This window comes from Kitasatospora fiedleri, assembly GCF_948472415.1.
Classification (GTDB): Bacteria; Actinomycetota; Actinomycetes; order Streptomycetales; family Streptomycetaceae; genus Kitasatospora; species Kitasatospora fiedleri.
The window spans coordinates 3,675,687-3,701,115 of record NZ_OX419519.1; the positions used below are offsets into that span (position 1 = coordinate 3,675,687).

Here is a 25,429-nt window from a genome sequence, read left to right on the forward strand (position 1 = left end):
GGGTGCCTCGGGCCGGCTGCCCGGCGCGGTCCCCCTCGCTCCGTGTTCCACGCTACGGAGCATTGCGGTCACCTTCCGTCCGCAATTGCCGGAGGATGGGACCCATGGCCGACACCAGTGCCCGCACCCTGCGCCTGCTCACCCTGCTCCAGTCCCACCGCTACTGGCCGGGCGGGGAGCTCTCCGCCCGGCTCGGCGTCTCCGCCCGCACCCTGCGCCGCGACGTCGACCGGCTGCGCGAGCTCGGCTACCCGGTGGAGGCCCGGCGCGGCGTCGACGGCGGCTACCAGCTGGCCGCGGGCGCCGCACTGCCCCCGCTGGTGATCGACGACGAGGAGGCGGTCGCGCTGGCCGTCGGCCTGCAGGCGGCGGCGGACGGCGCGGTGGAGGGCATCGCGGAGGCTTCGGTACGGGCGCTGGCCAAGGTGGTCCAGGTGATGCCGGCCCGGCTGCGCCGCCGGGTGGAGGCCCTGCGGGCCGTGACCGTCCCGGCGAACTGGCGCGTCGACACCACCGCCCCGATCGACCCGGACGTCCTCACCGCCGTCGCCCTGGCCTGCCGGGACACCGAACGGCTGCGCTTCGGCTACCGGGCCGCCGACGGCACCCCCACCGAACGGCACGCCGAACCCTACGGCCTGGTCCGGCTCGGCCGCCGCTGGTACCTGGTCGCCTACGACCTCACCCGCCAGGCGTGGCGCACCTTCCGCCTCGACCGCCTCTCCGCCCCCGCCGCCACCGGCACCCGCTTCCTGCCGCGCACCCTCCCGGCCGCCGACGCCGCCGATTTCGTCCGGGCCGGGCTGCAGGGCCAGCCCCGCCCGCACCGGGTCGAAGCGGTGGTGGACGCCCCCGCGGCGACGGTCCGGCAGAAGCTCGGCACCTGGGCCGAGATCGAGGAGGTGGACGCCGGGCGCAGCCGGGTGCGGATGGACGCCGACGCCCTGGAGTGGCCCGCGATGGCCCTCGGCTCGCTGGGGGTCGACTTCCGGGTGGCCTCCCCGCCCGAGCTGTCCGCCCTGCTGGCCGCCTGGGGCGAGCGCTTCACCCGCTGCACCGGCGGCAACGAGCAGGCAGAATCGGGGCGGTGACGACACAGCAGCTGCTCACTCCCGCCGAGGCCGCCGAACGCTCGGGGTTCAGCCTGGACACCCTGCGCTACTACGAGCGGATCGGCCTGCTCACCTCCATCACCCGCGCCACCAGCGGCCACCGCCGCTTCAGCCCCGACGACATGGGCTGGCTGGGCATCCTGCGCTGCCTGCGCGACACCGGCATGCCGATCGCCGACATGCGCCGCTACGCCGAACTCGCCCGCGCCGAGGGCCCGGACGGCCTGCGCGGCCGGATCGAACTGCTGGAACGGCACGACACCGCCGTCCACGACCAGATCGCCCTGTTGGAGCGCCAGCGCACCCACCTGCGCGACAAGATCGACTACTACCGCAGCGTCCTCGCCGCCGACTGACGCCCGGGTCGGACCGCTCCCCTCGGACCGACCGCTCCCCTCGGACCGGCAGCCCCCTCAGACCCGGAGCCCGTCCACCACCAGCCCGAACAGGTGCTCGCTTCGCTCGGCCAGTACCGGCGCCTGGTCGGCGATCCAGCTGACGGCGTTGGCCAGCGCGAACAGGTCGGTGCCGGTGACGTCCGCCCGAATCCGCCCGGCCCGCTGGGCGGCGGCCAGCAGCCCGCCCCCGGCCTCCCGCATCGCCGTGCAGCTCGCGTGCAGCGGCGAGGCCGGGTCCCGGAGGGTGGCCAGCAGCGTGCCCGGCAGGTCCCGGTAGGCGCCCGCGCCCGCGCAGAACTCCCGCAGCCAGTCGACCAGCGCCGCCTCCGGGTCGTCCTGGTCCGCCGCCAACTCACCGGCCCGGAGGGCCAGTTCCTCGAAGCGCCGGGCGAGCAGCGCCTCCAGCAGCGCCTCCCGGTTGGGGAAGTGCCGGTAGAGCGTGCCCAGTCCGACCTCGGCCCGCCGGGCGACGTCCCGCAGCGAGGCCCCGGCGCCCTGTTCGACGAGCACCTGCGCGCCGGCCTCCAGCAGCCGGTCCCGGTTGCGCCTGGCGTCCGCGCGCGGCGCCCGGGCGGTCGGCTCAACAGACATGCCACATCCCGTCGTTGACATTCGGAGCGCTGCTCCGTTTAACTTTCCGGAGCAGCGCTCCGTATTCTACGGCAGCGCTCTCCGACCTGCGGAGGGGGAGACACCCATGACGATCGACAGCATGTGGGCGGTACGGCTGCACGCCTTCGGCGAGCCCGAGGTGCTGGTCCGCGAACGGGTGCCGCGCCCGGTGCCCGGCCCCGGCGAGGCCCTGGTCCGGGTGCACGCGGCGGGCGTCAACCCGCCCGACTGGTACGCCCGCCGGAACTTCGACAACATCCCGGCCGAGTTGCGCCCGCCGCTCACCCTCCCGCTGATCCCGGGCAGCGACATCTCCGGCACGGTCGCCGCCACCGGCCCGGGCTCCGGCTGGCAGGTCGGCGAACGCGTCCACGGACTGGTCAACTTCCCCGGCCGGGGCGCCGGTTACGCCGAGTACGCGACCGCCCCGGACGCCCACCTGGCCCGCCTGCCCGACGCCCTGGACCACCCGACCGGCGCCGCCCTCCCGATGGCCGGCCTGACCGCCTACCAGTACCTCACCCAGCTGCTGCGCCCCGCGCCGGGCATCACCGCCGTGGTCAACGGCGCGGCCGGCGGCGTCGGCCACCTCGCCCTGCAACTCCTCCGGGCGGGCGGCGCCGGCCGGCTGATCGCGGTCGCCTCCGGCCGCCACCGGGACTTCCTGCACGAGCTGGGCGCCGACCGCTTCGTCGACTACACCGCCGGGCCGGTCGCGGACACCGTCCGGGACGCCGACCTGCTCCTCGACACCGTCGGCGGCCCGGACGCCCACCGCCTGCTCCCGGTCCTGCGCCGGGGCGGCCGGGTCGCCCCGGTCTTCCTCGGCGACTACCGCCGCGAGCACGCCACCACCGAACTCGGCCTGACCTTCAACGACCGCTTCTGGCAGGTCCGTTCCAGCGGCGAGGACCTCACCGCCCTGGACGCCCTGGTGGCGGCCGGCACCGTCCGGGTCGCCGTCACCGCCGTCTTCCCCCTCGCCGACGCCGCCGCCGCCCACCGCCGCGCCGAACAGGGCCACCTGCGCGGCAAACTGGTCCTGCACGTCGCCGACTGACGCCCGCCCCGGCCCGCCGCAGGTCGGCTACGCAGGCCGGCTACGCGGTCCGGGCGTCCCGCTCCCGGACCGTCACGGCGCCCCGGCGCTCCCAGCCCTCCGCCCGGACCACCACCTCCCCGATCCGGTCGACCGCCCGGGCGATCTCCTGCGCCGGGTGCCGGAGCGGCGCGCTCATCCCGGCCAGCACGGCCAGCAGTGCCCGGAACTGTTCCAGCCCGGCCAGCCCTTCGCGGATCGCCCCGGCCAGGCCCACCAGCTCGCCGAGGAACGCGTCCGCACCCGGCACCTGCCCCGGCACCTCCCCCGGTGTCGACGCGGTGCGGAGCAGGTCCAGCACGGAGCCCACCGCCCGGTCGATCTGCTCCACGTGGACGGCGAACCGGTCCGCCCGCTCCCGCAGTTCACCCGCCGGTGCGGCCAGCGCCGCCGCCATCCGCCCGGTCACCGCGAGGCCGACGGACCCGGGCGCGTCCGGGCTCCACGCGTGCCGGACCTGCGGGCCGAACCGCTCCATCACCTCCGCAAGGTCGTTGATCGAGCGGGTCAGCGCGTTCACGTCCTCGCCCACCACCCCATGTCCGCCTCCACGGCGGCGAACCGCCCGAACCGCCCGGGACCATCCGGACCATCCGAACCGCCCGAACCGCCCGAACCGCCCGAACCGCCCGAACCGCCCGGACCGCCCGGGTCGAGCAAGCCGTCCTCGCCGAGCACCCGCCCGGTACCGCCGAGCACCCCCGCCGGGGCCGGAATCCCGAACCCGGCCCGCAGCCCGGCGCGCAGCGCCCGCTCCAACTCCTCGCGCGCGCCGGCCAGTCCGCTCCGGCTGCGCTCGAACCGGATGGTCCGGATCAGCACGAGGTCGAACGGCGGACGCCCGTGCTCACCGAGTTGGACGGTCGGCCGCCCCAACAGGTGCCGGATGCCCAGCTCGTCCATGACGTGCGGGTCCCCGCCCGTGACGTCGGCGACCACCACGTCGGCGTGCATGACGTACCGGCAGACCTGCTCGGTGGTCCCACCGGGCCGGGCGGTCGGGTCGGCCCGGGTCGGCCGCAGGCCGACGCCGTTGCAGGCGGGCAGCACGACCTGCTCGTAGACCTCCAGCGCCTGCTCGTGGGCGAGGCGCTCCGGGCTCCCGTCCTCCTGGTCGCGGTCGCCGACCGGGCCGATGACGAGGCAGCTCAACGCGGCTGCTCCGGCCCGGGCGGGCCGGGCGGGCTGGGCGGGGCCGGTGACGGTCATCCGCGCCCCTCCGGGTCGGCGTCCCGGGCGGCCGCGTACTGCGCGCCGCGCCGCAGGTCGTCGGCGTGGACCGGGACCTCCTCGATGCCCAGGGCCCGGAGCAGGCCGGCCGTGGGGATGCGGTACTGCCGTCCCGGGCGCAGCACCGGGCAGGGGAAGTCCTGCTCCCTGAGGCGGCGGTATACCGTGGCCGGGCAGAGCCCGAGGACGCGGGCCGCGGTGCGCACGTCGATCGTCAGCGGGAGGTCGAACACCTCGCTGAACCGCATGCCGCCCTGGACACCGCTCATCGCGCCGCTCCGGCCGGGCGCAGCGAGAGGGTGCCGACCACGGGGCCGCGCGGCCGGCGGGCCCGTCCCGCCACCTCGGCCAGGCCCATCCGTTGGGCCAGCGCGCCGAGCCGTTCCCCCTCCCGGACGGCGGCCGAGACGGTGGAACCGAGTTGCGCCGCCGACCGGTCCGGTGGGCTGATCGCCGACTCCCGTTCAGGTTCCCGTAGTTGTGCGTCGGCCGATGTCCCGTCGCGCAGCGCGTACCGGTCGGCGATCGCCGCCGCGTCCCGGCTCGGACGTTCCGGCCGGGCCGATTTCGCGGCGGCCCAGGCCCGGCCGGCGGCCCGGCCGAGCAGTCGGCGGGACGCCTCGGGGTGGTCGGGGTCGACGTCCGGGACGGCTTCCAGCAGGCCGGCGACGGCTTCGGCCTCGACGTCCCTGCGGTCCGCGGCGAGCCGGTCGGAGACCTTCCGGACGGTGCTCCGCAGGGCCGGCGAGAGCAGCCAGACCAGGTAGGTCGACCACTCCCCCTCCGGCCGTTGGGGGCGCTGGGCGAGCCGGATCGCCCGGGCCCACACCGCGCGGCCCTCCTCCGGGCCGGGCCGGTAGGCGAGGTCGCGGGCGGCGGCCGGGTCGAGCAGCCTCCGGTCCCCGGCCGGGCCGGGGACCTCCAGCCGGAGCCGGCGGTCCGGGTCGGGGTGGAGCACCCGGTGGTGGATGCTGTCGAGCAGGCCGGTGAAGGCGAGGGTCGTCATGGGTCGGTTCCTTTCGCTGTGGGCTCGTCGGTCGGACGGCCCGGTGGGGGCACGTGTCGGTCGAGGAGGTCGGCGGTGGCCCGGGTCACCCGGGCGAGCCGGCCCGCCGCCTCGCCCAGCCCGATCCGCACCAGGGCGCCGAGGCCGGGGAGCACCCGCACCTGCCCGATGTAGACGTGCACTTCGCCGATGTCCCCGCCGACCGCGAGGCCGCTGCCGACCTGCTGGTGCCCGCAGTTGACGCAGGCGCCGACGGGTTCGTACGCCGATCCGGGACCGTCGGTCACGGGCGGTGGACGATGGTGAGTCCGCCGTACACGTCCCCGGCGACGGCGGTGCCGTTCCCGACGGTCTGGCTGAGCCGCGCCCGGCGGGGGAAGTGCCACGGACCGTCCGGACCCCCGCCGGCCCCGGTCCCGGTCACCGCCCCGGCCCCGGTCACGGCCCAGGTTCGGGTGCCGGGCCCGCCGCCCGGGCCGCCGCCCGAGGGCGAGGGGACGTGCAGCCAGGCCGTCTGCCGGAACGCCGCCTTCCCGTTGACCGTGGCCTCCACCCGGGTGCACGCTCCCGGCCGCAGCTTGCTGTAGCCGCCGACCAGGACGTCCTGGTACACCCGGTCGGAGAGGACCGCGACCAGGTGGGTGACCGCGGGGTCGGACTCGTCCAGCGCCCGTTTGAGCGGTTCGCTGTCCAGCAGCCGGTGCAGGTCGTTGCGGGCGGTGCCGTTGGCGTCGGGCGGGGTGCCGTCGATCGTGACCGGCCCGAGGTGCAGGCTCATCCGCAGCCGCACCGGCGCGGTGCGGCAGCGGGCGTTGTAGGTGGCGGCCGCCCGGTCCAGGGCGGGGACGAACCAGTCGATCACGGCCGGGAGGTGCCCCGGTGGGAAGCCCATCGCGAGCCCGTCCCCGCGCGGGGCCAGGAACGACCGCTCGTCGAGCACCTGCCGGAGCCCGGCCTCGACGAAGCTCTCGTCGACGAGTTCGGCGATCAGCCGGCTCGCCCCGGGCTGGGCCAGGGACGGCAGTTCGGAGAACCCCTTCGCGTCGAACGCCGCCATCCCCTGGGCATCGGGCATCGGCACGGTGGCGTTTCCGGGGGCGGGTGGTGGGGTCGGCACTGGCACTCTCCTCTGGTCGGCGGAGCGGGGCTCCACACGAGGATGTGCGGCGGGGGCCCCGGCCGTCCGTTCCCGGGATCGAAAAATCCGTGACGCAGCTCACGAATCGCCCGGATGCCCAGATATCGGACGCCTGTCCGGTTGCCAGTCAAACCGCGATCCGGCCCTTAGCCCGTTCGGAAACTCGCGCGCACGGATCGCCCGGGGCCCCATAACCTCCCCCGCATGCACCGGACGCTCCCGCCCTCTCCCTCCTTCGAATTCGGCCCCTGGCGTGCGCTGATCGGCGAACCGGCCTGGCAGGCCGTGACGACGAGGTTCGAACAGGTCCGCAGCCTGCCGGGCCGCCGGCTGCTGACCCAGGGCGAGCCCGGCCCCCACCTCGTGGTGCTGCTGGAGGGCCTGGTCTGGGTCGAGCAGGGCACCCGGCGCGGCGTGCTCTCCTGCCACCTGCGCGGGCCGGGCGACCTGCTCGGCGAGGCTTCGCTGTTCAGCGAACCGCGCACGGCCACGGCCGTGACGCTGACGGAGTGCCGGCTGATCCGGGTCCGGAGCGGCGACCTGTACCGCCTCCTGCACCGCCCCCGGCTCGACACCTCGGTCGCCGCCCTGCTCCACCAGCGCCAGCGGATCGACCAGTTGATGCGGCAGTTCGAGGACCCGCTGACCCGTCTGGCGGTCGGGGTGCACCCGGCGGTGCGGGTGGTCGACGACGCCCGCCGGGAGTTCCGGGCGACCAGGCTGACGCTGAGCACCGCGAAGACCAGCCGCTGGCTGGGGGTCCGGCAGGCGTCCCTCGTCCAGGCCCGCAGCAGGAGCGAGTTCACCCAGAACTTCGCCAGCCACCGCGGGGCGCTGGAGGTGCTGCGCCGGGACTGGATTCTGCGGACCGCGTCCCTGGTGTGCCGCTGACCCGCGCTCACAGCCGGGTGACCAGGACCGCCGCGACCAGCAGCGCGGCCTTGTGCAGCGCCTGGTCCGCCAGGTACATCCCGTTCAGCCCGGCCGTCCGCAGTTCGGCGAAGGCCGCCGAGCCGACGTGCCGCAGCAGCCAGCGCACCGGCCAACGGCGGTCCAGCCAGGCGTGGGTGGTCATCGACCAGGCGAGGGCGGCGACGGTCCCGGTGGGCGACAGCGGCAGCGGGACGAACAGCCGCACCAGCGCCAGCACGGCCGCCATCACCAGGTGGTACTGGACGACGTGGGCCAGGCAGGCCCGCCACCCCCGGCGGGGGTCCGCACCCGCGGCGACCTCCGCCGGGGTCGGCGCGGCCTTGTGCGCCGCCTGGTGGTCGGTCTGCCCGAGGACGTGGTCGGCGAGGGCGTGGCCGGCCGAGAGGACCGCCCACACCGCGCCGAAGACCGCCACCGTCCCGAGCTGCGCGGCCCCGTTCACCGGGCACCGCCACGGCCCCCGCGGGCGGGCGCGCCCGCGGCGGTGTCCCGGACGTCGCGCCCTGTCGTGTCGTGCTCTGTCGTGTCCTGCTCTGTGACGTCGTGCCCTGTCATGTCGTCCCCTGTCATGTCGTCTCCTGTCATGTCGTCTCCTGTCATGTCGTCTCCCGGTGCCGGGACCCGGCACCGGGTCCGGTGTCGGGGTCTGGGCAGCGGAGCTACTCGGCGGTAGGGTCACCGGCACGCTCGGGCTGGGTGATCTCGGAGGTTGCGGTGGAGTACGGCGAGTACCGGCGGCACGACGCGGTGGGGCTGGCCGCGCTGGTGGCGGGCGGGGAGGTGAGCGCCGGGGAGCTGCTGGAGGTGGCGATCGGGCGGGCCGAGCAGGTCGGCGGGCGGCTGAACGCGATCGTGCGGCCGATGCACGAGGTGGCCCGGGAGCGGGCGGCGGGGCCGCTGGCCGGGCCGTTCGCGGGGGTGCCGTTCCTGATCAAGGACCTGATCCAGGACTACGCGGGCCTGCCCACCGGCAGCGGCTGCCGGGCGCTCCAGGACACCCCGGCGACCGCGCACAGCGAGTCGGTGCGGCGCTGGCTGGACGCCGGGCTGGTGGTGTTCGGGAAGACCAACACGCCGGAGTTCGGCAGCAAGGGCGTCACCGAGCCGACGGCCACCGGCCCGGCCCGCAACCCGTGGGACACCGGGCGGACCCCGGGCGGCTCCTCCGGCGGCTCGGCCGCCGCCGTCGCCGCGGGCGTCGTCCCGGTGGCGGGCGCCAACGACGGCGGCGGGTCGATCCGGATACCGGCGGCCTGCTGCGGCCTGTTCGGCCTCAAGCCGGGCCGCGGCGTCGTCCCGGCCGGGCCCGCCGCGGCCGAGCACCTGCACGGCGCCGCCACCGACGGGGTGCTCTCGCGCAGCGTCCGGGACAGCGCCGCGATGCTGGACGTGCTGGCCGGCGCCCCCGACCCGGCCGGCCCGTACCTGCCGCACCGCCCGTCGACCCCGTACGCCGAACTGGCCCGCCGCGCCCCGGGCCCGCTGCGGATCGGCTTCACCACCCGCTCCCCGCTGGGCACCGCGGTGCACCCCGAGGCGGTCGCCGCCGTCGCGGACGCCGCGGCCCTGCTGGAGGGGCTCGGCCACCACGTCGAGGAGACCGACACCGGCATCGACGAACGCGGCCTGGCCCTGGACTTCCTGGCCATGTGGGCCACCGAGACCGCCGCCACGGTGGACGCCGTCAAGCGGCTCACCGGCGCCGGGAACGCGGGCTTCGAACTCGACACCCACGTGCTGGCCGCCGCCGGCCGCCGGATGCGCGCCCCCGCCTCCTACGCAGCCCACCAGCGTTGGAACCTGTACAACCGCCGGCTCGCCGCGTTCCACACCCGGTACGACCTGCTGCTCACCCCCACCCTCGCCCAACCGCCGGTCCGCATCGGCGAGTTGGACACCCCCGCCGCCGTCCGGGCGCTGGCCCGGCTGCTGCTGCCGCTCGGCCTGCTGGGCCTGCTCAGCCGGACCGGGGCGTACGAGGAGGCGGTGATCACCAACCTGGCGCCGGTCCCGTTCACCCAGCTCGCCAACATCACCGGCCGCCCCGCCGCCAGCGTCCCGCTGCACCGCACCCCGGACGGCCTGCCGCTGGGCGTGCAGTTCGTGGCGCCGCTGGGCGGCGAGGGCACCCTGCTCGCCCTCGCCGCCCAACTGGAGTCGGCCCGCCCCTGGGCCCACCTGGAGCCCGCGCTGTGACCGGCCGGAGAGCGGAACGGCCGGGCGGCGGAACGCCCGGCGGCGCACTCGGACGTGTCCGAACGCCTGTTGCCCCGCGGTGACAATTCGCGCACCCCGCGAGGTCATTGGGCGGTGAGACTTGAGTCATCGCCCCGGACGACGGAACGGAAGAACCGGCGGGGGCCGACCCACCGATCACCACCGACCACCGTTCCTGGGGGGAACCATCCATGTCCGTGCGCGCCCGCCTCCGCCGCTCCTCCGCCGTCGCCCTGGTCTCCGCGATCACCGCCGGCTCCGCCCTGCTGCTGACCGCCTGCGACCCGTCCGGCGACAGCACCGGCGCGCAGCCCGCCGGCGCCGCCCCGACCCGCACCGCCTCGACCGCCCCGGCCGGCACCGCGAGCGCCACCCCGACCACCCCGGGCACCCCGGCCAGCGCCACCGCCTCCGCCGCCCCGTCGGCCCCGGCGAGCGCCACCGCGTCCTCCCCCGCCCGGCAGCAGCCGTCCGCCACGCCGACCAAGGCCGCCGCCGTCAACCGCACCAAGGGCACCGGGCTGACCGTCAGCAACGGCACCCGCTACGTCGTGATGGACGGCGAGGTGGTCGACTTCGGCACCGTGGTCCGCGACCTGGCCTGGTCCCCCGACGGCAAGCGCGCCGCCTTCATCGACGGCAACGGCAACCTGGAGACCTCCGACCCGGACGGCGGCCACCAGGTCCTGGTCGCCCGGGCCCCGGCCGGCGTGACCTGGTCCCACCCGACCTGGCAGGTGTTCGTCCCCAGCGAGAACGACGCCGCCATGTACCTGCAGCCCAAGAACAACCTGCAGTTCACCGCCGAGGACCACGGCACCCTGCGGCTGCTCACCGTCCCCGCCAAGGGCGGCACCCCGCAGCAGCTCAGCCTGGGCAACTTCAGCGACGACGGCGCCAAGCCGCTCCCGGACACCGGCAACCTGTGGCCGAACGGCGCCGGGCGCTACGGCTCCTCGACCTACGCCAACCGGAACGACGGCCAGGTGTACCTCCGCGACGACTACCTGCGCCAGCAGGGCGGCGCCGTCACCAAGGGCTCCCAGCCCGACCTGTCCGACGAGGGCGACCTGGTGTTCGTCCGCTCCGTCGACGGCCACGACCACCTGTTCACCAAGACCGGCGGCTACGACGGCCCGGAGCGCGACCTCACCCCGCAGGCCACCGCGGACTACACCGAGCCGGTCTTCTCCCCCGACGGCAAGACCGTCGCCTTCCGCGCCCCCGACGGCATCTACACCGTCCCGGCCAAGGGCGGCGCCCCGGTCAAGATCTCCGACACCGCCGGCCTGCCCGCCTACCGCGGCTGAGCCACCCCCGCCCCCGCCGGGGGGCACCACCGAGCCGTCCCGGTCCACGAATTCAGGGTCCGCGGACCGGGACCTCCACAGGATCGCCCGCTACCGGGCGATCCTGGCCAACTCCTCCTGGAGATTCGGCAGTTGCTGGTCCGCGTCGTCGTGCGGCAGCCACTCGACCGGGTCGAGGAAGCGGAACACCACCCGGCTCGGGGTGATCGCGTACTCGTACTCGGCGAAGCCGACCACCGCGCCCAGCCCGCCCCGCGCGGTCCCCCGCAGCACGTGCGCGGTGAGCTCGTCCGGGGCGTCGCCCTGGACGGCCGACACCCGGCGGCGGGCGTTCGAGCGGGCCAGGTACGGGCAGACCATCGAGGCGTACAGCATGCACGCCCGGTGGCCGGGGCCCTCCATGGTGGGCGCCATGTTCCGGTAGGGCCGGCCGGCCGCCAGCGCCTCGCCGATCGCCGCCGCCTCGGCCCCGCCGACCACCCGCCACACCGTCCCGCGCGGCATCAGCGTGTTGCACACCGAGCACAGCCGCTCCCGGGCGCAGGCCGCGGACCGCTCGTAGTCGGTCAGCGCGAACTGCGGCGTCCCGTCCTCCCACGGGGTGATCGCGGGCACCGGGTAGCCCCGCCCGTCACGCGGGCGGGCCGCCACCGCGGGCGGCTTGGGAACGAGGTCGAAGCGCATGGCCCCATCCCTATCACGCCCCCCGCGCTCACCCGCGGGGCACCGCGTACTCGACCAACTCGGCACCGCCGGGTTCGAGTTGCCCCCACTCCCCGGGCACGTCCAGCACCGCGACCCCGGCCGTGGAGAACTTCTCGCGCACCCGCTCCAGCGCCTCGCCCCCCGGCTCCGCGGCCAGCGCCAGCACCAGCTCCCGCACCTCGGGCCGGTGCCCGACCAGCATCACCGTCCGCACCACCGGGGGCAACTCCCGCAGCAGCTCCACGAGTTCACCCACCTCGGCGCGGTACGCCCGCGGCTCCAGGACGAGTTCGGGCGCGCCGCCGAGCTCCGGCTCGGCCAGCTCCCAGGTCTGCCGGGTGCGCACCGCGGTGGAGCACAGCACCCGGTCCGGCACCAACTCGTGCTCCGCCAGCCACCGTCCGGCCGCCGCCGCGTCGGCCCGGCCGCGCTCGGCCAGCGGCCGCAGCTCGTCCGGGACGTCCGGCCAGTCCGCCTTGGCGTGCCGCAGCACGATCAACCGCCGCTGTTCCGTCATCCCCCAGTGTGACCCGATCCGCGAACCGCACTCCACCGGACGCGCGGGCCGGCCCGGTACCGGCGGAAAACCGGACGACACCCCGACCCCGTCCGGCTGGCGTCGGGGGCATGCGTGCCCTGACCGAGCCCGAGATCCGGGCGTCCTTCGTCAACTGCTCCAAGGGCGAGGCCAAGCGGCTCCCCGTCCCGCGGGGCTTGGCCGAGCTGCGCTGGGACGACCTGGACTTCCTCGGCTGGCGCGACCTCGGCGCCCCCGACCGGGCCTACCTGGTCGCCGAACTCGACAACCGGCCGGTCGGCGTCACCCTCCGCTCGCCGAACGTGAAGCGCAGCCTGACCCGCACCAACGTCTGCTCGGTCTGCATCACCGCGCACGCGGGCAGCGGCGTCTCCCTGCTCACCGCCCCCCGCGCGGGCGCCGCCGGCCGGGACGGCAACTCGGTCGGCACCTACCTCTGCGCCGACCTGGCCTGCTCGCTCTACGTCCGCGGCCTGCGCCGCCCGGCCACGGTCAGCCGCCCGGACGAGTCGCTCCCCCTGGAGGAGCAGATCGCCCGGACGACCGCCAACCTGACGGCGTTCCTCCGCCAGATCCTGGCCTGACCGGCCTCACGGCGCCGACTGGTACTCCACCGTCAGCACGCCCCGTCCGAGCGCGTGCGCGGTCAGGTGGAACCCCACCTGCGCGGCCGGCGTGTCCGGCCCGACCCCCAGCGTCGGCACGTCCAGCGCGTGCACCACGAACACGTACCGGTGCGCCGGCCCGGGCGGCGGCGCCGCACCGTCGTACCGGTGCCCCGGGAAGTCGTTGCGGACGTGGAACGCCCCACCGGGCAGCCCCCCGTCGTCCGCCCCCGCGCCCCGCGCCAGCCCCGTGGTCCCCGCCGGCAGGTCCACCGCCAGCCAGTGCCACCAGCCCGCCGCGGTCGGCGCGTCCGGGTCGTAGCACGTCACCGCGAACGACCGCGTCCCCTCCGGAGCCCCCTCCCAGGACAACTCCGGCGAAACGTTCCCCGCCGCGTGCACGTGCGCGTCCGGCATGACCCCACCGTCCACCAGATCCGCACTGCGCAGCTCGAACGCCGGAACCGGCGGCAGGAAGTCGTACGGAAGCGGAATGCGCCCGGTCATCGTTCACCGTCCTCATCGAAGGTGTGGAAACTCCCCCGGCAGTCTACGGAGCCCCACCCCACCACGGGTGACACCACCTCAACCCGCCGCAGGCGCACCTCCACCCCCTCAAGCCCCCCTCAGCCCCTCAACTCCGCCACAGCGCCTCGACCGCCGCCGCCGCCCAAGCTCCATCTCCACCTTCCCCACCCCGGCACCCCGCCCCCGAGCCCGCCGCAGGCGCACCCCCACCCCCTCAAGCCCCCCACCCCTCAACCCCGCCACAGCGCCTCGACCGCCGCCCCCAGCACCGTCTCCACCTTCCCCAGGTCGAAGACCAGGTCGAAGTGGTTGCGCCCCCCGACCAGCAGCTCGTGCACCGGCACCCCGTTCTCCCGGGCCGTCTCCGCGAACTCCGCCTGCTGCCGCCCGAACTCCCCCGTCTCGTGCTCCCCGAGCGCGAGCACCACCGGCGGCAGCGCCGCCAGCGCGTCCGGCGCGGCGTACAGCGGGCTGAGCCGGCGGGCCCGGTCGAGGTCCAGGCCGAGCGGCTGGTTGACGTAGCTGAGGGTGACGGGTTCCAGGTCGTAGACGCCGCTGAGCAGGGCCGCGCCGCGGATTCGCCCGCGCAGTCGGGGGTCGAGCAGGGCGCTCGCCGCCAGGTGCGCTCCCGCGGAGCTGCCGCTGAGCACGACGCGGGCGGGGTCGGTGCCGAGTTCCGCCGCGTGCTCGACCAGCCAGAGCACCGCGGTGGTGACCTGTTCGGTGATCTGCTCGACCGTCCACTGCGGGGCGAGCCCGTAGCCGACGGCGGCGAACGCGGTGCCGTGCGGGACGAGGTCGAGCGCGGGGAAGACCGAGTCCTCCTTGCCGAGCTCCTGCCAGAAGCCGCCGTGCACGAAGACGTGCAGCGGCGCGCCGGGGCCGGCCGGGAAGAAGTCGAGCCGTTCGGGTCCGGCGGTGCCGTAGCGCAGCTCACGGTGCCCGCCGAGTTCCTGGTAGGCCCGGCGGCTCTGCGCCGCGTACGCCGCGAGTTCGGCGTCGAAGTCCGCGGCCTTGGTGCTGGGCGAGTACTCCCGGTCGAGTTCCCGCTGGTCGAAGCCCCGGTAGACCGTCATGCCGCCGCTCTCCTCACCCAACCAGGTATAGACCAATACGGGAGCGCACGGTTAGCGTGGTCACTCCCCGTACTTCCTTCTCCGGAGTTGCCCCGTGGAGACGTCCGTCCTCGCCTTCGCCACCGACCTGCTCGACGAAGGGGCCGACACCTTCTTCGGCAACCTTACCGACCGGGCGGGCGTCGGCGGCGTCACGCTGGCCTCGGTCTACCACGAGGCGCGCGACGTCTTCCCGCACAACCCGCGCCGGGTGCTGCGCTACCTGGAGCCCGGTGCCGCGTACTTCCGCCCGGACCCGGCCCGCTGGGCCGGCCGCCGGCTCTCCCCGCTGCCGTCCACCGCGATCGGCGCCCGCGACCCGTTCGCCGAGGCCGCCGAGGAGACCCGCCGCCGCGGCCTGAAGCTGCACGCCTGGACGGTCTTCTGCCACAACGACCGGCTCGGCTTCGCGCACCCCGACTGCGCCCCGGCCAACGCCTTCGGCGACCGCCACCTGACCGAGCTGTGCCCGGCCAACCCGGAGGTCCGCGAGTACTGCCGCACCGTGGTCGAGGAGCTGGCCCGGTACGGCGTGGACGCGATCCGGGCCGAGTCGCTGCACTTCCACGGCCTGGCGCACGGCTACCACCACGAGCGCTACTTCGAGGAGCTCGGCCCGGTCACCGAGGCGCTGCTGTCGGTCTGCTTCTGCCCGCACTGCCTGGCCGCCGCGAACGCCGCGGGCGTCCCCGCCGAGCACGTCCGCGACACCGTCCGCACCGAGCTGCGGGCCCGCCTCGCCGACGAGTCGCGCGCCCTGGCGCCCGCCCCGCTGGACGAGCTGGCCGGCGGCGCCTTCGCCGCCTACGTGGACGCCTCCGCCCGCACCGTCACCTCGCTCGCCGCCGAGCTGGCCGCCACCGCCGCCGCGCACGGCATGCGGCTGACCTTCATGGACGGCGGCGGCCCCGGCACCGGCTGGCTGTCCGGCATCGACCTGCCCGCCCTCGCGGGCGCCGCCCACCAGATCGAGACGCTCGGCTACGCGAGGACCCCGGAGGAGGTCCGCGAGAAGGTCGCCGCCTTCGCCCTGCACGGCGTGCGCCCGCAGGACATGGCGGTCATCCTGCGCCCGATGGCCTCCGACTGCGACGGGCCGGCCAACCTCGCTGCCAAGATCGCCGCGCTGCGCGAACTCGGCGTCCCCGAGGTCGAGTTCTACAACTACGGCCTGATGCGGCTGTCCTCGCTGGACCGCATCGGCCAGGCCCTGCGGTGAGGTCCGGCCGCCGCGCCGGACGACCGGAATGCCCGGTTCGCACACCTGAGGACCGTTCCGTCCCCCGGCTCGGTCAACGCACCGTTCGCCCCGCCTGCTGCGCCCGGAGCGTCCCGAACGGTAGGCTTTCCGTGTGATCTTCAAGCGCATCGGCAACGGGCGGCCGTACCCGGATCACGGCCGGACCAGCACCCGCCAGTGGGCGGACGTCGCGCCGCGTCCGGTGCGGCTGGACCAGCTGGTGACCACCAAGGGCCAGTTGGACCTGGAGACCCTCCTCGCGGAGGACTCCACGTTCTACGGGGACTTGTTCGCCCACGTGGTGAAGTGGCGCGGCGACCTGTACCTGGAGGACGGCCTGCACCGCGCCGTCCGGGCCGCCCTCCAGCAGCGGCAGGTCCTGCACGCCCGCGTGCTGGAGATGGACTGACCGCACGCCGTCCGGGAACATCCGGAACCATTCCGGGGCGCGGCGCAACCGGTGTCGGTACCGGTACGTCCTTTCGAGTGCCGTCATCCCCCGGATGATGATCATCCAGTACCTGCGCACCCGTTGTCGGATTAGTCTGCTGACTACAGCGGTTCCGCGGTCCGTTCCCACGGCCGCCCCGCGGTCACCGGCACCCCACCCTGGCACCTATGGGGGAGACAGACCATGAGCATGTTGACTCCCCGGGGTTTGAAGGGGAAGCAGTACCGCGTCACCGGAAACGCCTACCCCAGGCTCAGCCGGCCCCCGCGCCGCGGCCGGAAGGTCGCCATCGCGCTGGGCGGCGTCCTCGCACTGGGCCTGGTCTCGGTCGGCGGCGTCCAGCTCTACGACGTCTTCACCGGCAAGAACGCCAAGAACGCCGCCGCCCAGGCGTGCGCCACCTCCTCCGGCAAGCCGCTGGCCGCCCCGGAGGGCTCCCCGTCGGCCGCCGCTCCCGCTCCCGCCGCCGCGGCCGCCGCCGTCTCCGGCGCCCCGGCGCCCGCCCCGAGCAGCACGGCGGTGCCGCAGCCCGCCGCCGTCACGGTGAACGTCTACAACGCCACCGACAAGGCCGGCCTGGCCGCCCGCACCGCCGACGAGCTCCGCAAGCGCGGCTTCGTGGTCGACAAGGTGGGCAACGCGCCCGCCGCGCTCGACAAGAAGGTCCCCGGCACCGCACAGATCCTCAGCGGCCCCGGCGGCCTCGGCGCGGCCACCCTGCTGTCCTCCCAGGTCGCCGCCGCGACCGCCACCGAGGACACCCGGGCCGACGCCACCGTCGACTTCGTCATCGGCGACACCTTCAGCGCCCTCGCCGACCCGGCCCAGGCCGCCGCCGCCCTCGCCGAACTCACCAAGCCCTCCCCCACCCCGGAGCCCGGCCACTGCTGAGCCCCGGCGCTCCCGCGGCAGCACGGCGGAGGTCCGGCCGGAGGCGGAACCCCCGCCCCGGCCGGACCTCCGCCGTTCCTACCGCCCTACGGCCCGTACCGTCCTCAGCCGGCCGTGCCGTACAGCCGGTCGCCCGCGTCGCCCAGCCCCGGCACGATGTACCCGTGCTCGTTGAGCCGCTCGTCGATCGCCGCGGTGACCACCGTGACCGGCCGCCCGGCCAGCTCGCGCTCCATCACCGCGACGCCTTCGGGCGCGGCCAGCAGTACCACGGCGGTGACGTCGGTGGCGCCCCGGTCGAGCAGCATCCGGATCGCCGCGACCAGGGTGCCGCCGGTGGCGAGCATCGGGTCGAGGACGTAGATCTGCCGCCCGGAGAGGTCGTCCGGCATCCGGGTCGCGTAGGTCGACGCCTCCAGCGTCTCCTCGTTGCGCACCATCCCGAGGAAGCCGACCTCGGCGGTGGGCAGCAGCCGGGTCATGCCGTCGAGCATGCCGAGGCCGGCCCGGAGGATCGGGACGACCAGCGGGCGCGGGTAGGAGAGCCGGGTGCCCCGGGTGACGGCGACCGGGGTGGTGATCTCGACCGTGTCGGTACGGACGTCCCTGGTCGCCTCGTACGCGAGCAGGGTCACCAGCTCGTCGGTGAGCCGCCGGAAGGTCGGCGAGTCCGTGCGCTCGTCGCGCAGGGTGGACAGCTTGTGGGCGACCAGCGGGTGGTCGACGACGTGGAGACGCATGACACCAACGGTAACGGGCGCGAGTACGTGTGTACGACTCCGTACGAACCGGGACGACCGGGATGGCCCGCCGGAACGCCCGCGGTCCGTCCGCGGTCACGGAACTCGGGCCGCTCCTGTGGTATCGGCGGGGCCGATCTGGGAAAGTCGGAACCTATGAAGAGCAACCCGACGCGGGCATCCACCGCCGGCGCGGGCGGGTCAGGCTCGACAGACGAGTCCCGTCCGGAGTCAGAGAACGGCGCGCAGAGCGCCGCGGAGACCGACGCGGAACGGCGCAAGCGCCGGGCCGTGTTCCTCCGCGAGTTGGCCGAGGCCCGGGAGTTGCGGGCCCGGGTGCAGCCGAGGCGGACCAAGGAGCGCCGGATGCGCGAGGCGATGCGGATGCGCACCTTCCGGACCTGACCGCCGGGGGCCGCGCCCCGCACCGGAGTTGCGCCCCGCGCGGCCCCGGACGCCCCCTCCGCGAGGGGCCGGGCGGTCAAGACCCGCGCCCTGAGCGGCCGGAAGCCGACCATTCCGACACGACCTGCGAAGACGCGCTGCCGAACACTCCCCGCAGCGGCGGCCTTTCTGTCACGATGCGGTGGGACGGTCCGAACAGCGGACCTCCTTCTGGCGCGGGGGCGGCCGGACCGCACCCGCCCGAGATCGCCGACAGCCGAGACCAATCTTGGGAGTGTCCCTGGTGGCGTACTTCGCTGCAGTGCTTGCTCGCACCGGTGCCGGGTGGGATGTGAGCGAGACGGAACTCGACGACGTAGAGACCCTGGCCGACCTGACCGACCTGGCCCGCGAAGCGGCCGAGGACGACGACACCGTGCTGGTCTTCATCGAGCAGGAGGACGCGTGGTTCGCGGTCCTGCGCATCGACGGTGAGGACGACCCGCGGATCTTCGTCTCCGACGCGGCGGCCGCGGCGCGCAGTTCGTACGGCGCGGTGCTCACCGACGAGTTGATCGAACAGGACGGGGAGGCCGACTTCGACGACCTCGACGGTCTCGTCGCCGGGCTCGACGACGAGGACGCCGAGGACGGCGCGGTCGCCGAGGACGAGGACGAGGAGCCGGCCGGCGGGCGGGGCGCGAGCCCGATCGGGCCGATCGGCGACCCCGAGCTGCTGACCGAGTTCGGGATGACCGCGGCCGACCTGCTGGAGCTGGCCGGCGAGGGCGCCGCGCCCGGCGACGCGCTGGGCGAGATCGCCGAGGCGCTGGGCTGCGGCGAGGTCCTGGAGGCCGTTCGGTAGCGGCGGGCCCGGTGCCCGACACTGGGTCCATGCAGCCCGTCCCCGCCCCCCTCACCGACCCCGCCGACCCGGGCGAACGGCCGCGGATCGCCCCGCTGCCCGCCCCCGAACGCCCCGACCCGGTCCGCGACCGGTGGCGGGGCCGGATGCGCCTCGCGATCGAGGAGGCCGCACTGGCCACCGCCACCGGTGACGTCCCGGTCGGGGCGTTCGTCCTCGGACCGGACGGCACCGTGCTCGGCCGCGGCCACAACGTCCGCGAGGCGGTGGGTGACCCCACCGGCCACGCCGAGGTGGTGGCGATCCGGCAGGCCGCCCGAACCGTCGGGGAGTGGCGCCTGACCGACTGCACCCTGGTCGTCACCCTGGAGCCCTGCACCATGTGCGCGGGCGCGATCGTCCTCTCCCGCCTCGCCCGCGTCGTCTTCGGCGCCCACGACCCGAAGGCCGGCGCGGCCGGCTCCCTCTTCGACGTGGTCCGCGACAACCGCCTCAACCACCGCCCCGAGGTCGTCGGCGGCGTCCTCGCCGACGAGTGCACCGCCCAACTGCTGGCCTTCTTCGACACCCGGCGCTGAGCCCCCGACAACGGATTTCGCCCCGCCTCGCCGATCCGGTAGAGTTCCCCTCGGTAGCGTGTCCGAGCGGCCAAAGGAGCACGCCTCGAAAGCGTGTGTGGGGGCAACTCCACCGTGGGTTCGAATCCCACCGCTACCGCCACTGAGCAGGAAGAACGAAGGGCCCGACCGGCTTCCGGTCGGGCCCTTCGTCGTGTTGAGGGCGGTTCCGGCCCGAGGGGAAGCGGGCGGAGCGGCGAGAGGCTCCGCACTCCCGGGCGGTTGACCACCGTGCCCATCGGGAGTGCGGAGCCTGGACGGACCTCGCGGTCCGCGGTGGGGGCAGCAGCTCCGGGGGGACGAGCTGCCGCCCCTGGCGGAGGTCCCACAACCGGGTCCGCGTCGGGGGAAGCCGCGGGGCCCGGTCCCACAGCGGGGACCTCCGGATCGCCGTACCGGGGATTCCTGCCAGATCCTCGGTACATCAACCATCCTGCCGCGCCGCCCCGGTGGGGACATCCGGAGAAAGCCCCGTCCGCGCGGGACCTTCGTCCCCGCGGGTGAACACGTCCCTCACCCGTTGCGCCGTCCGGTGGATAAGCTGCCGGGTGGCAGGGCCGTGCGGGGAGAGGACGGCGGCCCGACTCAGGGAGGCAGGCCCGTTCGATGGCTCAGGCGAAGAAGGTGGCCATGTGGATCCTGGTCGTCTTCGTCATCTACACGATCATCACCTCACCGGAGCGCTCGGCGGACCTGGTGAAGTCCGGGTTCGTGGGCATCTCGGACGCCGCCAGGGCGGTCGGCTCGTTCATGACCGGACTGGTGCGCTAGGCCCTGTCCAGCCGATCTTGCCGGGCGCGCGACGCCGGGCATCCCGGCTGGAAGCACCGGCGAAACACCCGAGTACACCCAGTACGAGGGCGTTCCGCCGGCACTCCCAGCCGGGCCCCCGACGCCGCGCGCTGATCCGACAAGATCGGCCGGACAGGGCCTAGTACCGTTGCGGGGTCCGTCCGTCGGGGGCGCGCCCGCGACCTGGCGCGCCCCCTCCCACCCGCGAGGAGCGGCATCGTGATCCGGCACCTGGTCCTGTTCAAGCTGAACGAAGGCGTCACCAAGGAGGACCCGCGGGCCGTCGCGGGCGCCGCGGCGTTCGCCGAGCTCGGCGCGCTGATCCCCGAGCTGCGCGAGTGGGAGTGCGGCTGGAACTTCGCCGAGCGGGACATCGCCCGGGACTTCGCGATCAACAGCCTGGTCGCGGACCGCGCGGCGCTGGCCGCCTACCTGGGCCACCCGGCCCATCAGGCCGCCGCCGCGCAGTGGCGCGAGTTCGCCACCTGGGTGATCGCCGACCTGGAGGTCTGAGCCTCCCCCGCCATCCATCGCACACGCACGACCCGGTGGCCCCCGCTCTCCGCCCGCGGACGGGGGCCGCAGCACACTCCGCCGAATGCTGGACGGTCCGTCAACACGCCTCCATCGGGTGCTTGCCCGGCCACAGAGCGACTTGTGATGCTATGACCGGTTTTGCCGGAAATTGGCGAGGTGGTTGACGAGGGAGGGGTGACGTGTCCGTACGGACGCAGCAGGGCAGTGCTCCGGAGGACCGGACCGAGGACAGGCCGGACCCCGTCGAGCTGGCCTCCCGCCGCCCCGGCACCCGCGGCGCGGTGGACGTCCGCACCCTCACCCGCATCCTGTTCGAACGGCTCGCCGAACTCCCGGCCGACGCCCCCGAGCGCGCCCGGGTCCGCTCCGCCCTGATCGAGATCAACATCCCGCTGGTCCGCTACGCCGCCACCCGCTTCCGCAGCCGCAGCGAGCCGATGGAGGACATCGTCCAGGTCGGCACCATCGGCCTGATCAACGCCATCGACCGCTTCGACCCCGAGCGCGGCGTCCAGTTCCCCACCTACGCGCTGCCCACCATCCTCGGCGAGATCAAGCGCTACTTCCGCGACAACGTCCGCACCATGCACGTCCCGCGCCGGCTCCAGGAGCTCTGGGTGCAGGTCAGCGGCGCCATGGAGGAGCTGACCGTCACCCACGGACGGGTCCCCAAGGTCCCCGAGATCGCCGCCAACCTGCGCATCCCCGAGGAGGACGTCCGGGCCTGCCTGGACGCCGGCCGCGCCTACAACGCCGCCTCCCTGGAGGCCGCCCAGGAGCACGAGGGCGGCCTCGCCCTGCTCGACCGGCTCGGCTACGAGGACTCCGCCCTCACCGACGTCGAGCACCGCGACATGGTCCGCCACCTGCTGGTGCAGCTCCCCGAGCGGGAGCGCCGGATCATCATGCTGCGGTTCTTCGCCAACCTCACCCAGTCGCAGATCTCCACCGAACTCGGCATGTCCCAGATGCACGTCTCCCGGCTGCTGTCCCGAATCCTCTCCCGGCTGCGCACCGGCAACTCCTGGGAGGAGTGAGTCGTCCCTGTTGCCGCGTGTCACCGGCGGGTGACGAGTCGCGACGAACGGGTTTGCCGGGGCCGGTGGGCCGGTATTGAGCAGTCAGACCCGTCAGCCGGGAACCACTGCGCGGTGGCGACCGTTCGACAGCCAGTCACAAGGGGGTGGGCGCGTGTTCACAGAACCGGGCAGTGCGGTCATCGAAGTCGAGGCCGAAACCGTCGCCGTACCGATCCCGGCCCAGGCCGGTCCCGCCGAGGCCCCCGACCGGGCCCTCGACACCCGCACGCTGTCCCGCACGCTGTTCCGCCGGCTCGCCGGGCTGACGGCCGGCAGCGCGGAGCACACCTACGTCCGGGACACCCTGATCGAGCTCAACCTGCCGCTGGTCCGGTACGCGTCCGCGCGCTTCCGCAGCCGCAACGAGCCGATGGAGGACATCGTCCAGGTCGGCACCATCGGCCTGATCAAGGCCATCGACCGCTTCGACCCGGACCGCGGCGTCGAGTTCCCGACCTTCGCCATGCCCACCGTGGTCGGCGAGATCAAGCGCTTCTTCCGGGACACCAGCTGGTCCGTGCGCGTCCCGCGCCGCCTCCAGGAGCTGCGCCTGGCCCTCACCAAGGCCGGCGACGAGCTCTCCCAGCGCCTGGACCGCTCCCCCACCGTCCCCGAACTCGCCGCCTACCTCGGCGTCTCCGAGGACGACGTGGTCGAGGGCCTCGCCGTCGGCAACGCGTACACCGCCAGCTCGCTCGACTCCACCCCCGCCGAGGACGACGGCGGCGACGGCCCGCTCGCCGACCGCCTCGGCTACGAGGACCTCGCCCTCGAAGGCGTCGAGTACCGCGAGTCGCTCAAGCCGCTGCTCGCCAAGCTCCCGCCGCGCGAGCGCCGCATCATCATGCTCCGCTTCTTCGGCAACCTGACGCAGTCCCAGATCGGCGAGGAGATCGGCATCTCCCAGATGCACGTCTCCCGGCTGCTCACCAAGACGCTCGCCCACCTCCGCGAGGGCCTCACCGCCGAATAGGCACCCGGCAGGGGCCTCCGCCGGGCCCCTGCCGGCCCGCCGCTAGACGGTGCAGGCGGCCCGGAGGGCGGCGAGGTGCCGTTCGGTGAGGCCCAGCCCGTCCTGCCAGAAGTGCTCGAAGCCGGACCAGCCCAGGGCCAGTTCCTCGAAGGCCGCCTCCAGGTAGACCGCCTCCGCGCGGGCCAGCGGCTGCATCAGCGGGTCGACCCGGGCGATCAGGGCCGCCGAGCGGTCGTTGGTGAGCAGGTAGTCCGCGAGGACGGTCTCGCGGTCGACGCCGAGCGCGGTGAGCAGCAGCGCCGCCGTCCAGCCGGTGCGGTCCTTGCCGGCGGTGCAGTGGAAGAGCACCGGCGCGCCGTCCGCCTCGGTGATCAGCCGCAGCACGGTGGCGAAGCGGGAGCGGGCGACGGCGTCGGTGACGAACCAGCGGTACATCGAGGTCATCATCGCGGTGCCGCGCCCGTCCCCGAGGACGGCGTGCATCGCCGTCGGGTCGCCGGTGCCCAGCGCCCGGCGCAGTTCCACGTACAGGTCGAAGTCCGCGGAGAACACCGGCAGGTGGTGCAGGGTCGGTCCGAGCCCGTCGGCCGACGGCACGCTCAGGGTGGCCGCGGCGTCCACCGGCAGCACGGCCTCGGCCAGGCCGGGGACGAGGTCGGCGCCCAGGTGGCGGACCTCGTCGAGGCTGCGCAGGTCGATGACGTGCCGCAGCCCGATCGCGCCGAGCAGCGCCCGGTCGGCCTCGCCGAGCCGGCTGAGCGCCTCGGTGCGCAGCAGCGCGCCCGGGCGCACGGTGCGGCCGTCCGCGGTGCGGTAGCCGCCGAGGTCGCGGGCGTTGACGGCGGCGGCCAGGCCGAGGCTTCTGGCGGTCTCGGTGGACGGCGCGGTCACGGGTGCCTCCTCGCGGCGGTGCGGCGGACCCGGTCAGTCTAGGCACGCCGGGCACCGGGGCCGCCGGTGGTGTCCGGTCGGCCCCGGGCGGGCGGGCGCGGGCGCTACTTGACGGCCAGCCAGATCACGGCGGCGACGACCGCCAGGGCCACGATGGCCCCGATGACGATCACCGGGGTGCGGCTCGACGAGGAGCTGCTGCCGTAGGTGGTGACGGTGCCCGGGGCCTGCGGGGCCGGGGCCTCGTCGACGAACGCCCGGAACATCTGGGTCGAGCCGGCGGGGTCGTAGTCGTTGTCAGCCATGGAACGGGACTCTAGCCCTCCGGGGCCGCCCGCCGACACCCCGGTCCCCGTCCCGGGCCCGGTCTGCACGGACCTCTCACCTCGGCCGACCGGGAGGTGAACGCGCGGCCTCCCGGAATCAAGCCGGACCCGGACGGGTTGTCCTCCGTCATGACCAACAGTGAAGCCCCCCGGGTGACCCTCGGCCCCTCCGACCTCGCCGTCTCCCCGCTGGCGCTCGGCGGCAACGTGTTCGGCTGGACGGCCGACGCCGCGCAGTCCTTCGCCGTGCTCGACGCCTACGCGGCGGCGGGCGGCAACTTCATCGACACCGCGGACGTCTACTCGGCCTGGGCGCCGGGCAACTCCGGCGGCGAGTCGGAGACGGTGATCGGCGACTGGCTGCGCAGCCGGGGCAACCGCGAGCAGATCGTGGTCGCCACCAAGGTCGGCTCGCTGCCCGGCCTGGACAACCTGCGGGCCGACACGATCAAGCGCGGCGCGGAGGCTTCGCTGCGCCGGCTCGGCGTCGAGCGGATCGACCTGTTCTACACCCACAAGGACGACCTCGACACCCCGGTGGAGGAGATCGTCACGGCGCTCGACGAGCTGGTCCGCGCGGGCAAGGTGCGCGAGGTCGCCGCGTCCAACATCGGCCCGGAGCGGCTGGCCGCCTCGCTGGAGTTCGCCGGGCGCGAGGGCCTGGCCACGTACGTCGCGGTGCAGCCGCACTACAACCTGGTCTCCCGGGACACCTACGAGGGCCCGCTGGCGGACGTGGTCGCCGCCCACGGCCTGTCGTCCGTCCCGTACTACGCGCTCGCCTCCGGCTTCCTGACCGGCAAGTACCGCCCGGGCACGGTCGTCGACTCCGCCCGCGCCCAGGGCGCCGGCCGCTACCTGGACGACCCGCGCGGCCCCCGGGTGCTCGCCGCCCTGGACGAGGTGGCCGCCGCCCACGGCACGCAGGTCGCGACGGTGGCCCTGGCCTGGCTCGCCGCACAGCCGACGGTGGCCGCCCCGCTGGCCAGCGCCCGCACGCCGGAGCAGCTGCCCCCGCTGCTGGCCGCCGCCTCGCTCCGGCTGACCGACGCCGAACTCAAGCTGCTCTCCGAGGCCTCCGCCTGACCCCCGCCCCG

33 protein-coding genes and 1 tRNA gene are annotated in these 25,429 nt (G+C 74.8%); 19 read left to right on the forward strand and 15 right to left on the reverse strand.

Annotation, left to right across the window (positions count from 1 at the left end):
• Positions 1-104: 104 nt before the first annotated feature.
• Entirely contained in the window at positions 105-1,091 is a 987-nt protein-coding gene (locus QMQ26_RS16990; protein WP_282206239.1) for a helix-turn-helix transcriptional regulator, read from the forward strand.
• A complete protein-coding gene (locus QMQ26_RS16995; RefSeq protein ID WP_100837408.1) occupies positions 1,088-1,468 on the forward strand; it encodes a MerR family transcriptional regulator in 381 nt (126 codons plus the stop codon). Before QMQ26_RS16990 ends, QMQ26_RS16995 begins: the two co-directional genes overlap by 4 nt.
• A gap of 57 nt (positions 1,469-1,525) precedes the next feature.
• Here the strand turns inward: QMQ26_RS16995 and QMQ26_RS17000 are convergent, their stop codons facing one another.
• Positions 1,526-2,101, reverse strand: a complete 576-nt coding sequence (locus QMQ26_RS17000) for a TetR/AcrR family transcriptional regulator (RefSeq protein ID WP_282206240.1) — start codon at positions 2,099-2,101, stop codon at positions 1,526-1,528.
• Positions 2,102-2,207: 106 nt separating this feature from the next.
• On the opposite strand from QMQ26_RS17000, the gene QMQ26_RS17005 reads away from it, so the two are divergent.
• A complete protein-coding gene (locus tag QMQ26_RS17005) occupies positions 2,208-3,182 on the forward strand; it encodes an NADP-dependent oxidoreductase (protein ID WP_282206241.1) in 975 nt (324 codons plus the stop codon).
• A 40-nt stretch (positions 3,183-3,222) separates the two neighbouring features.
• On the opposite strand, the gene QMQ26_RS17010 is transcribed toward QMQ26_RS17005, so the two are convergent.
• Genes QMQ26_RS17010 through QMQ26_RS17035 form a run of 6 tightly spaced genes read right to left on the reverse strand, consistent with a single transcriptional unit; the run spans position 3,223 to position 6,532 of the window.
• Positions 3,223-3,753, reverse strand: coding sequence for a hypothetical protein (locus tag QMQ26_RS17010; RefSeq protein ID WP_282206242.1), 531 nt, complete (start codon positions 3,751-3,753; stop codon positions 3,223-3,225).
• Positions 3,738-4,430 carry a hypothetical protein gene (locus tag QMQ26_RS17015; RefSeq protein WP_282206243.1) on the reverse strand — a complete coding sequence of 231 codons (693 nt, stop codon included), beginning with the start codon at positions 4,428-4,430 and terminating at the stop codon, positions 3,738-3,740. Before QMQ26_RS17015 ends, QMQ26_RS17010 begins: the two co-directional genes overlap by 16 nt.
• A complete protein-coding gene (locus QMQ26_RS17020) occupies positions 4,427-4,720 on the reverse strand; it encodes a helix-turn-helix domain-containing protein (RefSeq protein WP_199847011.1) in 294 nt (97 codons plus the stop codon). Before QMQ26_RS17020 ends, QMQ26_RS17015 begins: the two co-directional genes overlap by 4 nt.
• A complete protein-coding gene (locus tag QMQ26_RS17025; RefSeq protein ID WP_282206244.1) occupies positions 4,717-5,457 on the reverse strand; it encodes a hypothetical protein in 741 nt (246 codons plus the stop codon). The genes QMQ26_RS17020 and QMQ26_RS17025 overlap by 4 nt, the downstream gene beginning before the upstream one ends.
• A complete protein-coding gene (locus QMQ26_RS17030; RefSeq protein ID WP_100837403.1) occupies positions 5,454-5,744 on the reverse strand; it encodes a hypothetical protein in 291 nt (96 codons plus the stop codon). Before QMQ26_RS17030 ends, QMQ26_RS17025 begins: the two co-directional genes overlap by 4 nt.
• The gene (locus QMQ26_RS17035; RefSeq protein WP_282206245.1) at positions 5,741-6,532 is read right to left on the reverse strand and encodes a hypothetical protein; all 792 of its coding nucleotides are present in this window, start codon (positions 6,530-6,532) and stop codon (positions 5,741-5,743) included. The genes QMQ26_RS17030 and QMQ26_RS17035 overlap by 4 nt, the downstream gene beginning before the upstream one ends.
• A gap of 267 nt (positions 6,533-6,799) precedes the next feature.
• Between QMQ26_RS17035 and QMQ26_RS17040 the strand changes: the two genes are divergently transcribed.
• Positions 6,800-7,486 carry a cyclic nucleotide-binding domain-containing protein gene (locus QMQ26_RS17040; RefSeq protein WP_282206246.1) on the forward strand — a complete coding sequence of 229 codons (687 nt, stop codon included), beginning with the start codon at positions 6,800-6,802 and terminating at the stop codon, positions 7,484-7,486.
• Positions 7,487-7,493: 7 nt separating this feature from the next.
• On the opposite strand, the gene QMQ26_RS17045 is transcribed toward QMQ26_RS17040, so the two are convergent.
• Positions 7,494-7,970 carry a DUF3307 domain-containing protein gene (locus tag QMQ26_RS17045; RefSeq protein WP_282206247.1) on the reverse strand — a complete coding sequence of 159 codons (477 nt, stop codon included), beginning with the start codon at positions 7,968-7,970 and terminating at the stop codon, positions 7,494-7,496.
• A gap of 254 nt (positions 7,971-8,224) precedes the next feature.
• Here QMQ26_RS17045 and QMQ26_RS17050 point away from each other — a divergent pair, with 254 nt between their 5' ends.
• Together QMQ26_RS17050 and QMQ26_RS17055 are read left to right on the forward strand one after the other, a co-directional pair.
• The gene (locus QMQ26_RS17050; protein ID WP_282206248.1) at positions 8,225-9,724 is read left to right on the forward strand and encodes an amidase; all 1,500 of its coding nucleotides are present in this window, start codon (positions 8,225-8,227) and stop codon (positions 9,722-9,724) included.
• A gap of 212 nt (positions 9,725-9,936) precedes the next feature.
• On the forward strand, positions 9,937-11,055 hold the full coding sequence (locus QMQ26_RS17055; protein ID WP_282206249.1) for a TolB-like translocation protein: 1,119 nt from the start codon (positions 9,937-9,939) through the stop codon (positions 11,053-11,055).
• Between the two features lie 90 nt (positions 11,056-11,145).
• Here QMQ26_RS17055 and QMQ26_RS17060 read toward each other — a convergent pair whose 3' ends face one another.
• Both QMQ26_RS17060 and QMQ26_RS17065 read right to left on the reverse strand, forming a co-directional pair.
• Complete coding sequence (locus QMQ26_RS17060; RefSeq protein WP_100837398.1) at positions 11,146-11,739, reverse strand: hypothetical protein; 594 nt, start codon at positions 11,737-11,739, stop codon at positions 11,146-11,148.
• Positions 11,740-11,767: 28 nt separating this feature from the next.
• Positions 11,768-12,277, reverse strand: a complete 510-nt coding sequence (locus QMQ26_RS17065) for a SixA phosphatase family protein (protein WP_282206250.1) — start codon at positions 12,275-12,277, stop codon at positions 11,768-11,770.
• Positions 12,278-12,387: 110 nt separating this feature from the next.
• Between QMQ26_RS17065 and QMQ26_RS17070 the strand changes: the two genes are divergently transcribed.
• Positions 12,388-12,882 carry an FBP domain-containing protein gene (locus tag QMQ26_RS17070; protein WP_282206251.1) on the forward strand — a complete coding sequence of 165 codons (495 nt, stop codon included), beginning with the start codon at positions 12,388-12,390 and terminating at the stop codon, positions 12,880-12,882.
• Between the two features lie 6 nt (positions 12,883-12,888).
• Here the strand turns inward: QMQ26_RS17070 and QMQ26_RS17075 are convergent, their stop codons facing one another.
• Both QMQ26_RS17075 and QMQ26_RS17080 read right to left on the reverse strand, forming a co-directional pair.
• Positions 12,889-13,410, reverse strand: a complete 522-nt coding sequence (locus QMQ26_RS17075; protein WP_100837395.1) for a YbhB/YbcL family Raf kinase inhibitor-like protein — start codon at positions 13,408-13,410, stop codon at positions 12,889-12,891.
• 251 nt (positions 13,411-13,661) lie between these two features.
• The gene (locus QMQ26_RS17080) at positions 13,662-14,507 is read right to left on the reverse strand and encodes an alpha/beta hydrolase (RefSeq protein WP_282206252.1); all 846 of its coding nucleotides are present in this window, start codon (positions 14,505-14,507) and stop codon (positions 13,662-13,664) included.
• A gap of 94 nt (positions 14,508-14,601) precedes the next feature.
• Between QMQ26_RS17080 and QMQ26_RS17085 the strand changes: the two genes are divergently transcribed.
• From QMQ26_RS17085 to QMQ26_RS17095, 3 genes are all read left to right on the forward strand, one after another.
• Positions 14,602-15,765 (forward strand): hypothetical protein, encoded by a 1,164-nt coding sequence (locus QMQ26_RS17085; RefSeq protein ID WP_100837393.1) that lies wholly within the window; start codon positions 14,602-14,604, stop codon positions 15,763-15,765.
• A gap of 133 nt (positions 15,766-15,898) precedes the next feature.
• Entirely contained in the window at positions 15,899-16,195 is a 297-nt protein-coding gene (locus QMQ26_RS17090) for a type II toxin-antitoxin system VapB family antitoxin (protein ID WP_014136828.1), read from the forward strand.
• Between the two features lie 225 nt (positions 16,196-16,420).
• Positions 16,421-17,128: a LytR C-terminal domain-containing protein gene (locus QMQ26_RS17095; protein WP_282206253.1), complete on the forward strand. Its 708-nt coding sequence runs from the start codon at positions 16,421-16,423 to the stop codon at positions 17,126-17,128.
• A 104-nt stretch (positions 17,129-17,232) separates the two neighbouring features.
• Here QMQ26_RS17095 and upp read toward each other — a convergent pair whose 3' ends face one another.
• Positions 17,233-17,868 carry a uracil phosphoribosyltransferase gene (gene upp / locus QMQ26_RS17100; protein WP_100837391.1) on the reverse strand — a complete coding sequence of 212 codons (636 nt, stop codon included), beginning with the start codon at positions 17,866-17,868 and terminating at the stop codon, positions 17,233-17,235.
• Between the two features lie 156 nt (positions 17,869-18,024).
• Here upp and QMQ26_RS17105 point away from each other — a divergent pair, with 156 nt between their 5' ends.
• The 8 genes from QMQ26_RS17105 to QMQ26_RS17140 all read left to right on the forward strand — a co-directional run bounded on the left by QMQ26_RS17105 (position 18,025) and on the right by QMQ26_RS17140 (position 23,115).
• On the forward strand, positions 18,025-18,273 hold the full coding sequence (locus QMQ26_RS17105; RefSeq protein ID WP_100837390.1) for a hypothetical protein: 249 nt from the start codon (positions 18,025-18,027) through the stop codon (positions 18,271-18,273).
• Positions 18,274-18,556: 283 nt separating this feature from the next.
• Positions 18,557-19,117, forward strand: a complete 561-nt coding sequence (locus QMQ26_RS17110; RefSeq protein WP_282206254.1) for a tRNA adenosine deaminase-associated protein — start codon at positions 18,557-18,559, stop codon at positions 19,115-19,117.
• A gap of 29 nt (positions 19,118-19,146) precedes the next feature.
• Positions 19,147-19,695 (forward strand): tRNA adenosine(34) deaminase TadA, encoded by a 549-nt coding sequence (gene tadA / locus QMQ26_RS17115; RefSeq protein ID WP_404814136.1) that lies wholly within the window; start codon positions 19,147-19,149, stop codon positions 19,693-19,695.
• 52 nt (positions 19,696-19,747) lie between these two features.
• Positions 19,748-19,837, forward strand: a tRNA-Ser gene (locus QMQ26_RS17120).
• A 527-nt stretch (positions 19,838-20,364) separates the two neighbouring features.
• Positions 20,365-20,505 carry a hypothetical protein gene (locus QMQ26_RS17125; protein WP_282206730.1) on the forward strand — a complete coding sequence of 47 codons (141 nt, stop codon included), beginning with the start codon at positions 20,365-20,367 and terminating at the stop codon, positions 20,503-20,505.
• 240 nt (positions 20,506-20,745) lie between these two features.
• Positions 20,746-21,039: a Dabb family protein gene (locus QMQ26_RS17130; RefSeq protein WP_100837373.1), complete on the forward strand. Its 294-nt coding sequence runs from the start codon at positions 20,746-20,748 to the stop codon at positions 21,037-21,039.
• 203 nt (positions 21,040-21,242) lie between these two features.
• Complete coding sequence (locus QMQ26_RS17135; RefSeq protein ID WP_282206255.1) at positions 21,243-22,100, forward strand: RNA polymerase sigma factor SigF; 858 nt, start codon at positions 21,243-21,245, stop codon at positions 22,098-22,100.
• 154 nt (positions 22,101-22,254) lie between these two features.
• Positions 22,255-23,115, forward strand: a complete 861-nt coding sequence (locus QMQ26_RS17140; RefSeq protein ID WP_100837371.1) for an RNA polymerase sigma factor SigF — start codon at positions 22,255-22,257, stop codon at positions 23,113-23,115.
• Positions 23,116-23,157: 42 nt separating this feature from the next.
• Here the strand turns inward: QMQ26_RS17140 and QMQ26_RS17145 are convergent, their stop codons facing one another.
• On the reverse strand, positions 23,158-24,006 hold the full coding sequence (locus QMQ26_RS17145) for a tyrosine-protein phosphatase (RefSeq protein WP_100837370.1): 849 nt from the start codon (positions 24,004-24,006) through the stop codon (positions 23,158-23,160).
• A gap of 104 nt (positions 24,007-24,110) precedes the next feature.
• A complete protein-coding gene (locus QMQ26_RS17150) occupies positions 24,111-24,311 on the reverse strand; it encodes a hypothetical protein (protein WP_282206256.1) in 201 nt (66 codons plus the stop codon).
• 150 nt (positions 24,312-24,461) lie between these two features.
• Between QMQ26_RS17150 and QMQ26_RS17155 the strand changes: the two genes are divergently transcribed.
• A complete protein-coding gene (locus tag QMQ26_RS17155; RefSeq protein ID WP_282206257.1) occupies positions 24,462-25,418 on the forward strand; it encodes an aldo/keto reductase in 957 nt (318 codons plus the stop codon).
• Positions 25,419-25,429: the final 11 nt, after the last annotated feature.

Excerpts from the sequence above, each read along its gene's own strand:
- QMQ26_RS16990 (WP_282206239.1), top strand. The coding sequence starts at position 105 with ATGGCCGACACCAGTGCCCGCACCCTGCGCCTGCTCACCCTGCTCCAG.
- QMQ26_RS17000 (WP_282206240.1), bottom strand. The coding sequence starts at position 2,101 with ATGTCTGTTGAGCCGACCGCCCGGGCGCCGCGCGCGGACGCCAGGCGC.
- QMQ26_RS17005 (WP_282206241.1), top strand. The coding sequence starts at position 2,208 with ATGACGATCGACAGCATGTGGGCGGTACGGCTGCACGCCTTCGGCGAG.
- QMQ26_RS17015 (WP_282206243.1), bottom strand. The coding sequence starts at position 4,430 with ATGACCGTCACCGGCCCCGCCCAGCCCGCCCGGCCCGCCCGGGCCGGA.
- QMQ26_RS17020 (WP_199847011.1), bottom strand. The coding sequence starts at position 4,720 with ATGAGCGGTGTCCAGGGCGGCATGCGGTTCAGCGAGGTGTTCGACCTC.
- QMQ26_RS17025 (WP_282206244.1), bottom strand. The coding sequence starts at position 5,457 with ATGACGACCCTCGCCTTCACCGGCCTGCTCGACAGCATCCACCACCGG.
- QMQ26_RS17035 (WP_282206245.1), bottom strand. The coding sequence starts at position 6,532 with ATGCCCGATGCCCAGGGGATGGCGGCGTTCGACGCGAAGGGGTTCTCC.
- QMQ26_RS17040 (WP_282206246.1), top strand. The coding sequence starts at position 6,800 with ATGCACCGGACGCTCCCGCCCTCTCCCTCCTTCGAATTCGGCCCCTGG.
- QMQ26_RS17055 (WP_282206249.1), top strand. The coding sequence starts at position 9,937 with ATGTCCGTGCGCGCCCGCCTCCGCCGCTCCTCCGCCGTCGCCCTGGTC.
- QMQ26_RS17060 (WP_100837398.1), bottom strand. The coding sequence starts at position 11,739 with ATGCGCTTCGACCTCGTTCCCAAGCCGCCCGCGGTGGCGGCCCGCCCG.
- QMQ26_RS17065 (WP_282206250.1), bottom strand. The coding sequence starts at position 12,277 with ATGACGGAACAGCGGCGGTTGATCGTGCTGCGGCACGCCAAGGCGGAC.
- QMQ26_RS17070 (WP_282206251.1), top strand. The coding sequence starts at position 12,388 with ATGCGTGCCCTGACCGAGCCCGAGATCCGGGCGTCCTTCGTCAACTGC.
- QMQ26_RS17075 (WP_100837395.1), bottom strand. The coding sequence starts at position 13,410 with ATGACCGGGCGCATTCCGCTTCCGTACGACTTCCTGCCGCCGGTTCCG.
- QMQ26_RS17080 (WP_282206252.1), bottom strand. The coding sequence starts at position 14,507 with ATGACGGTCTACCGGGGCTTCGACCAGCGGGAACTCGACCGGGAGTAC.
- QMQ26_RS17095 (WP_282206253.1), top strand. The coding sequence starts at position 16,421 with ATGAGCATGTTGACTCCCCGGGGTTTGAAGGGGAAGCAGTACCGCGTC.
- upp (WP_100837391.1), bottom strand. The coding sequence starts at position 17,868 with ATGCGTCTCCACGTCGTCGACCACCCGCTGGTCGCCCACAAGCTGTCC.
- QMQ26_RS17105 (WP_100837390.1), top strand. The coding sequence starts at position 18,025 with ATGAAGAGCAACCCGACGCGGGCATCCACCGCCGGCGCGGGCGGGTCA.
- tadA (WP_404814136.1), top strand. The coding sequence starts at position 19,147 with ATGCAGCCCGTCCCCGCCCCCCTCACCGACCCCGCCGACCCGGGCGAA.
- QMQ26_RS17125 (WP_282206730.1), top strand. The coding sequence starts at position 20,365 with ATGTGGATCCTGGTCGTCTTCGTCATCTACACGATCATCACCTCACCG.
- QMQ26_RS17150 (WP_282206256.1), bottom strand. The coding sequence starts at position 24,311 with ATGGCTGACAACGACTACGACCCCGCCGGCTCGACCCAGATGTTCCGG.
- QMQ26_RS17155 (WP_282206257.1), top strand. The coding sequence starts at position 24,462 with ATGACCAACAGTGAAGCCCCCCGGGTGACCCTCGGCCCCTCCGACCTC.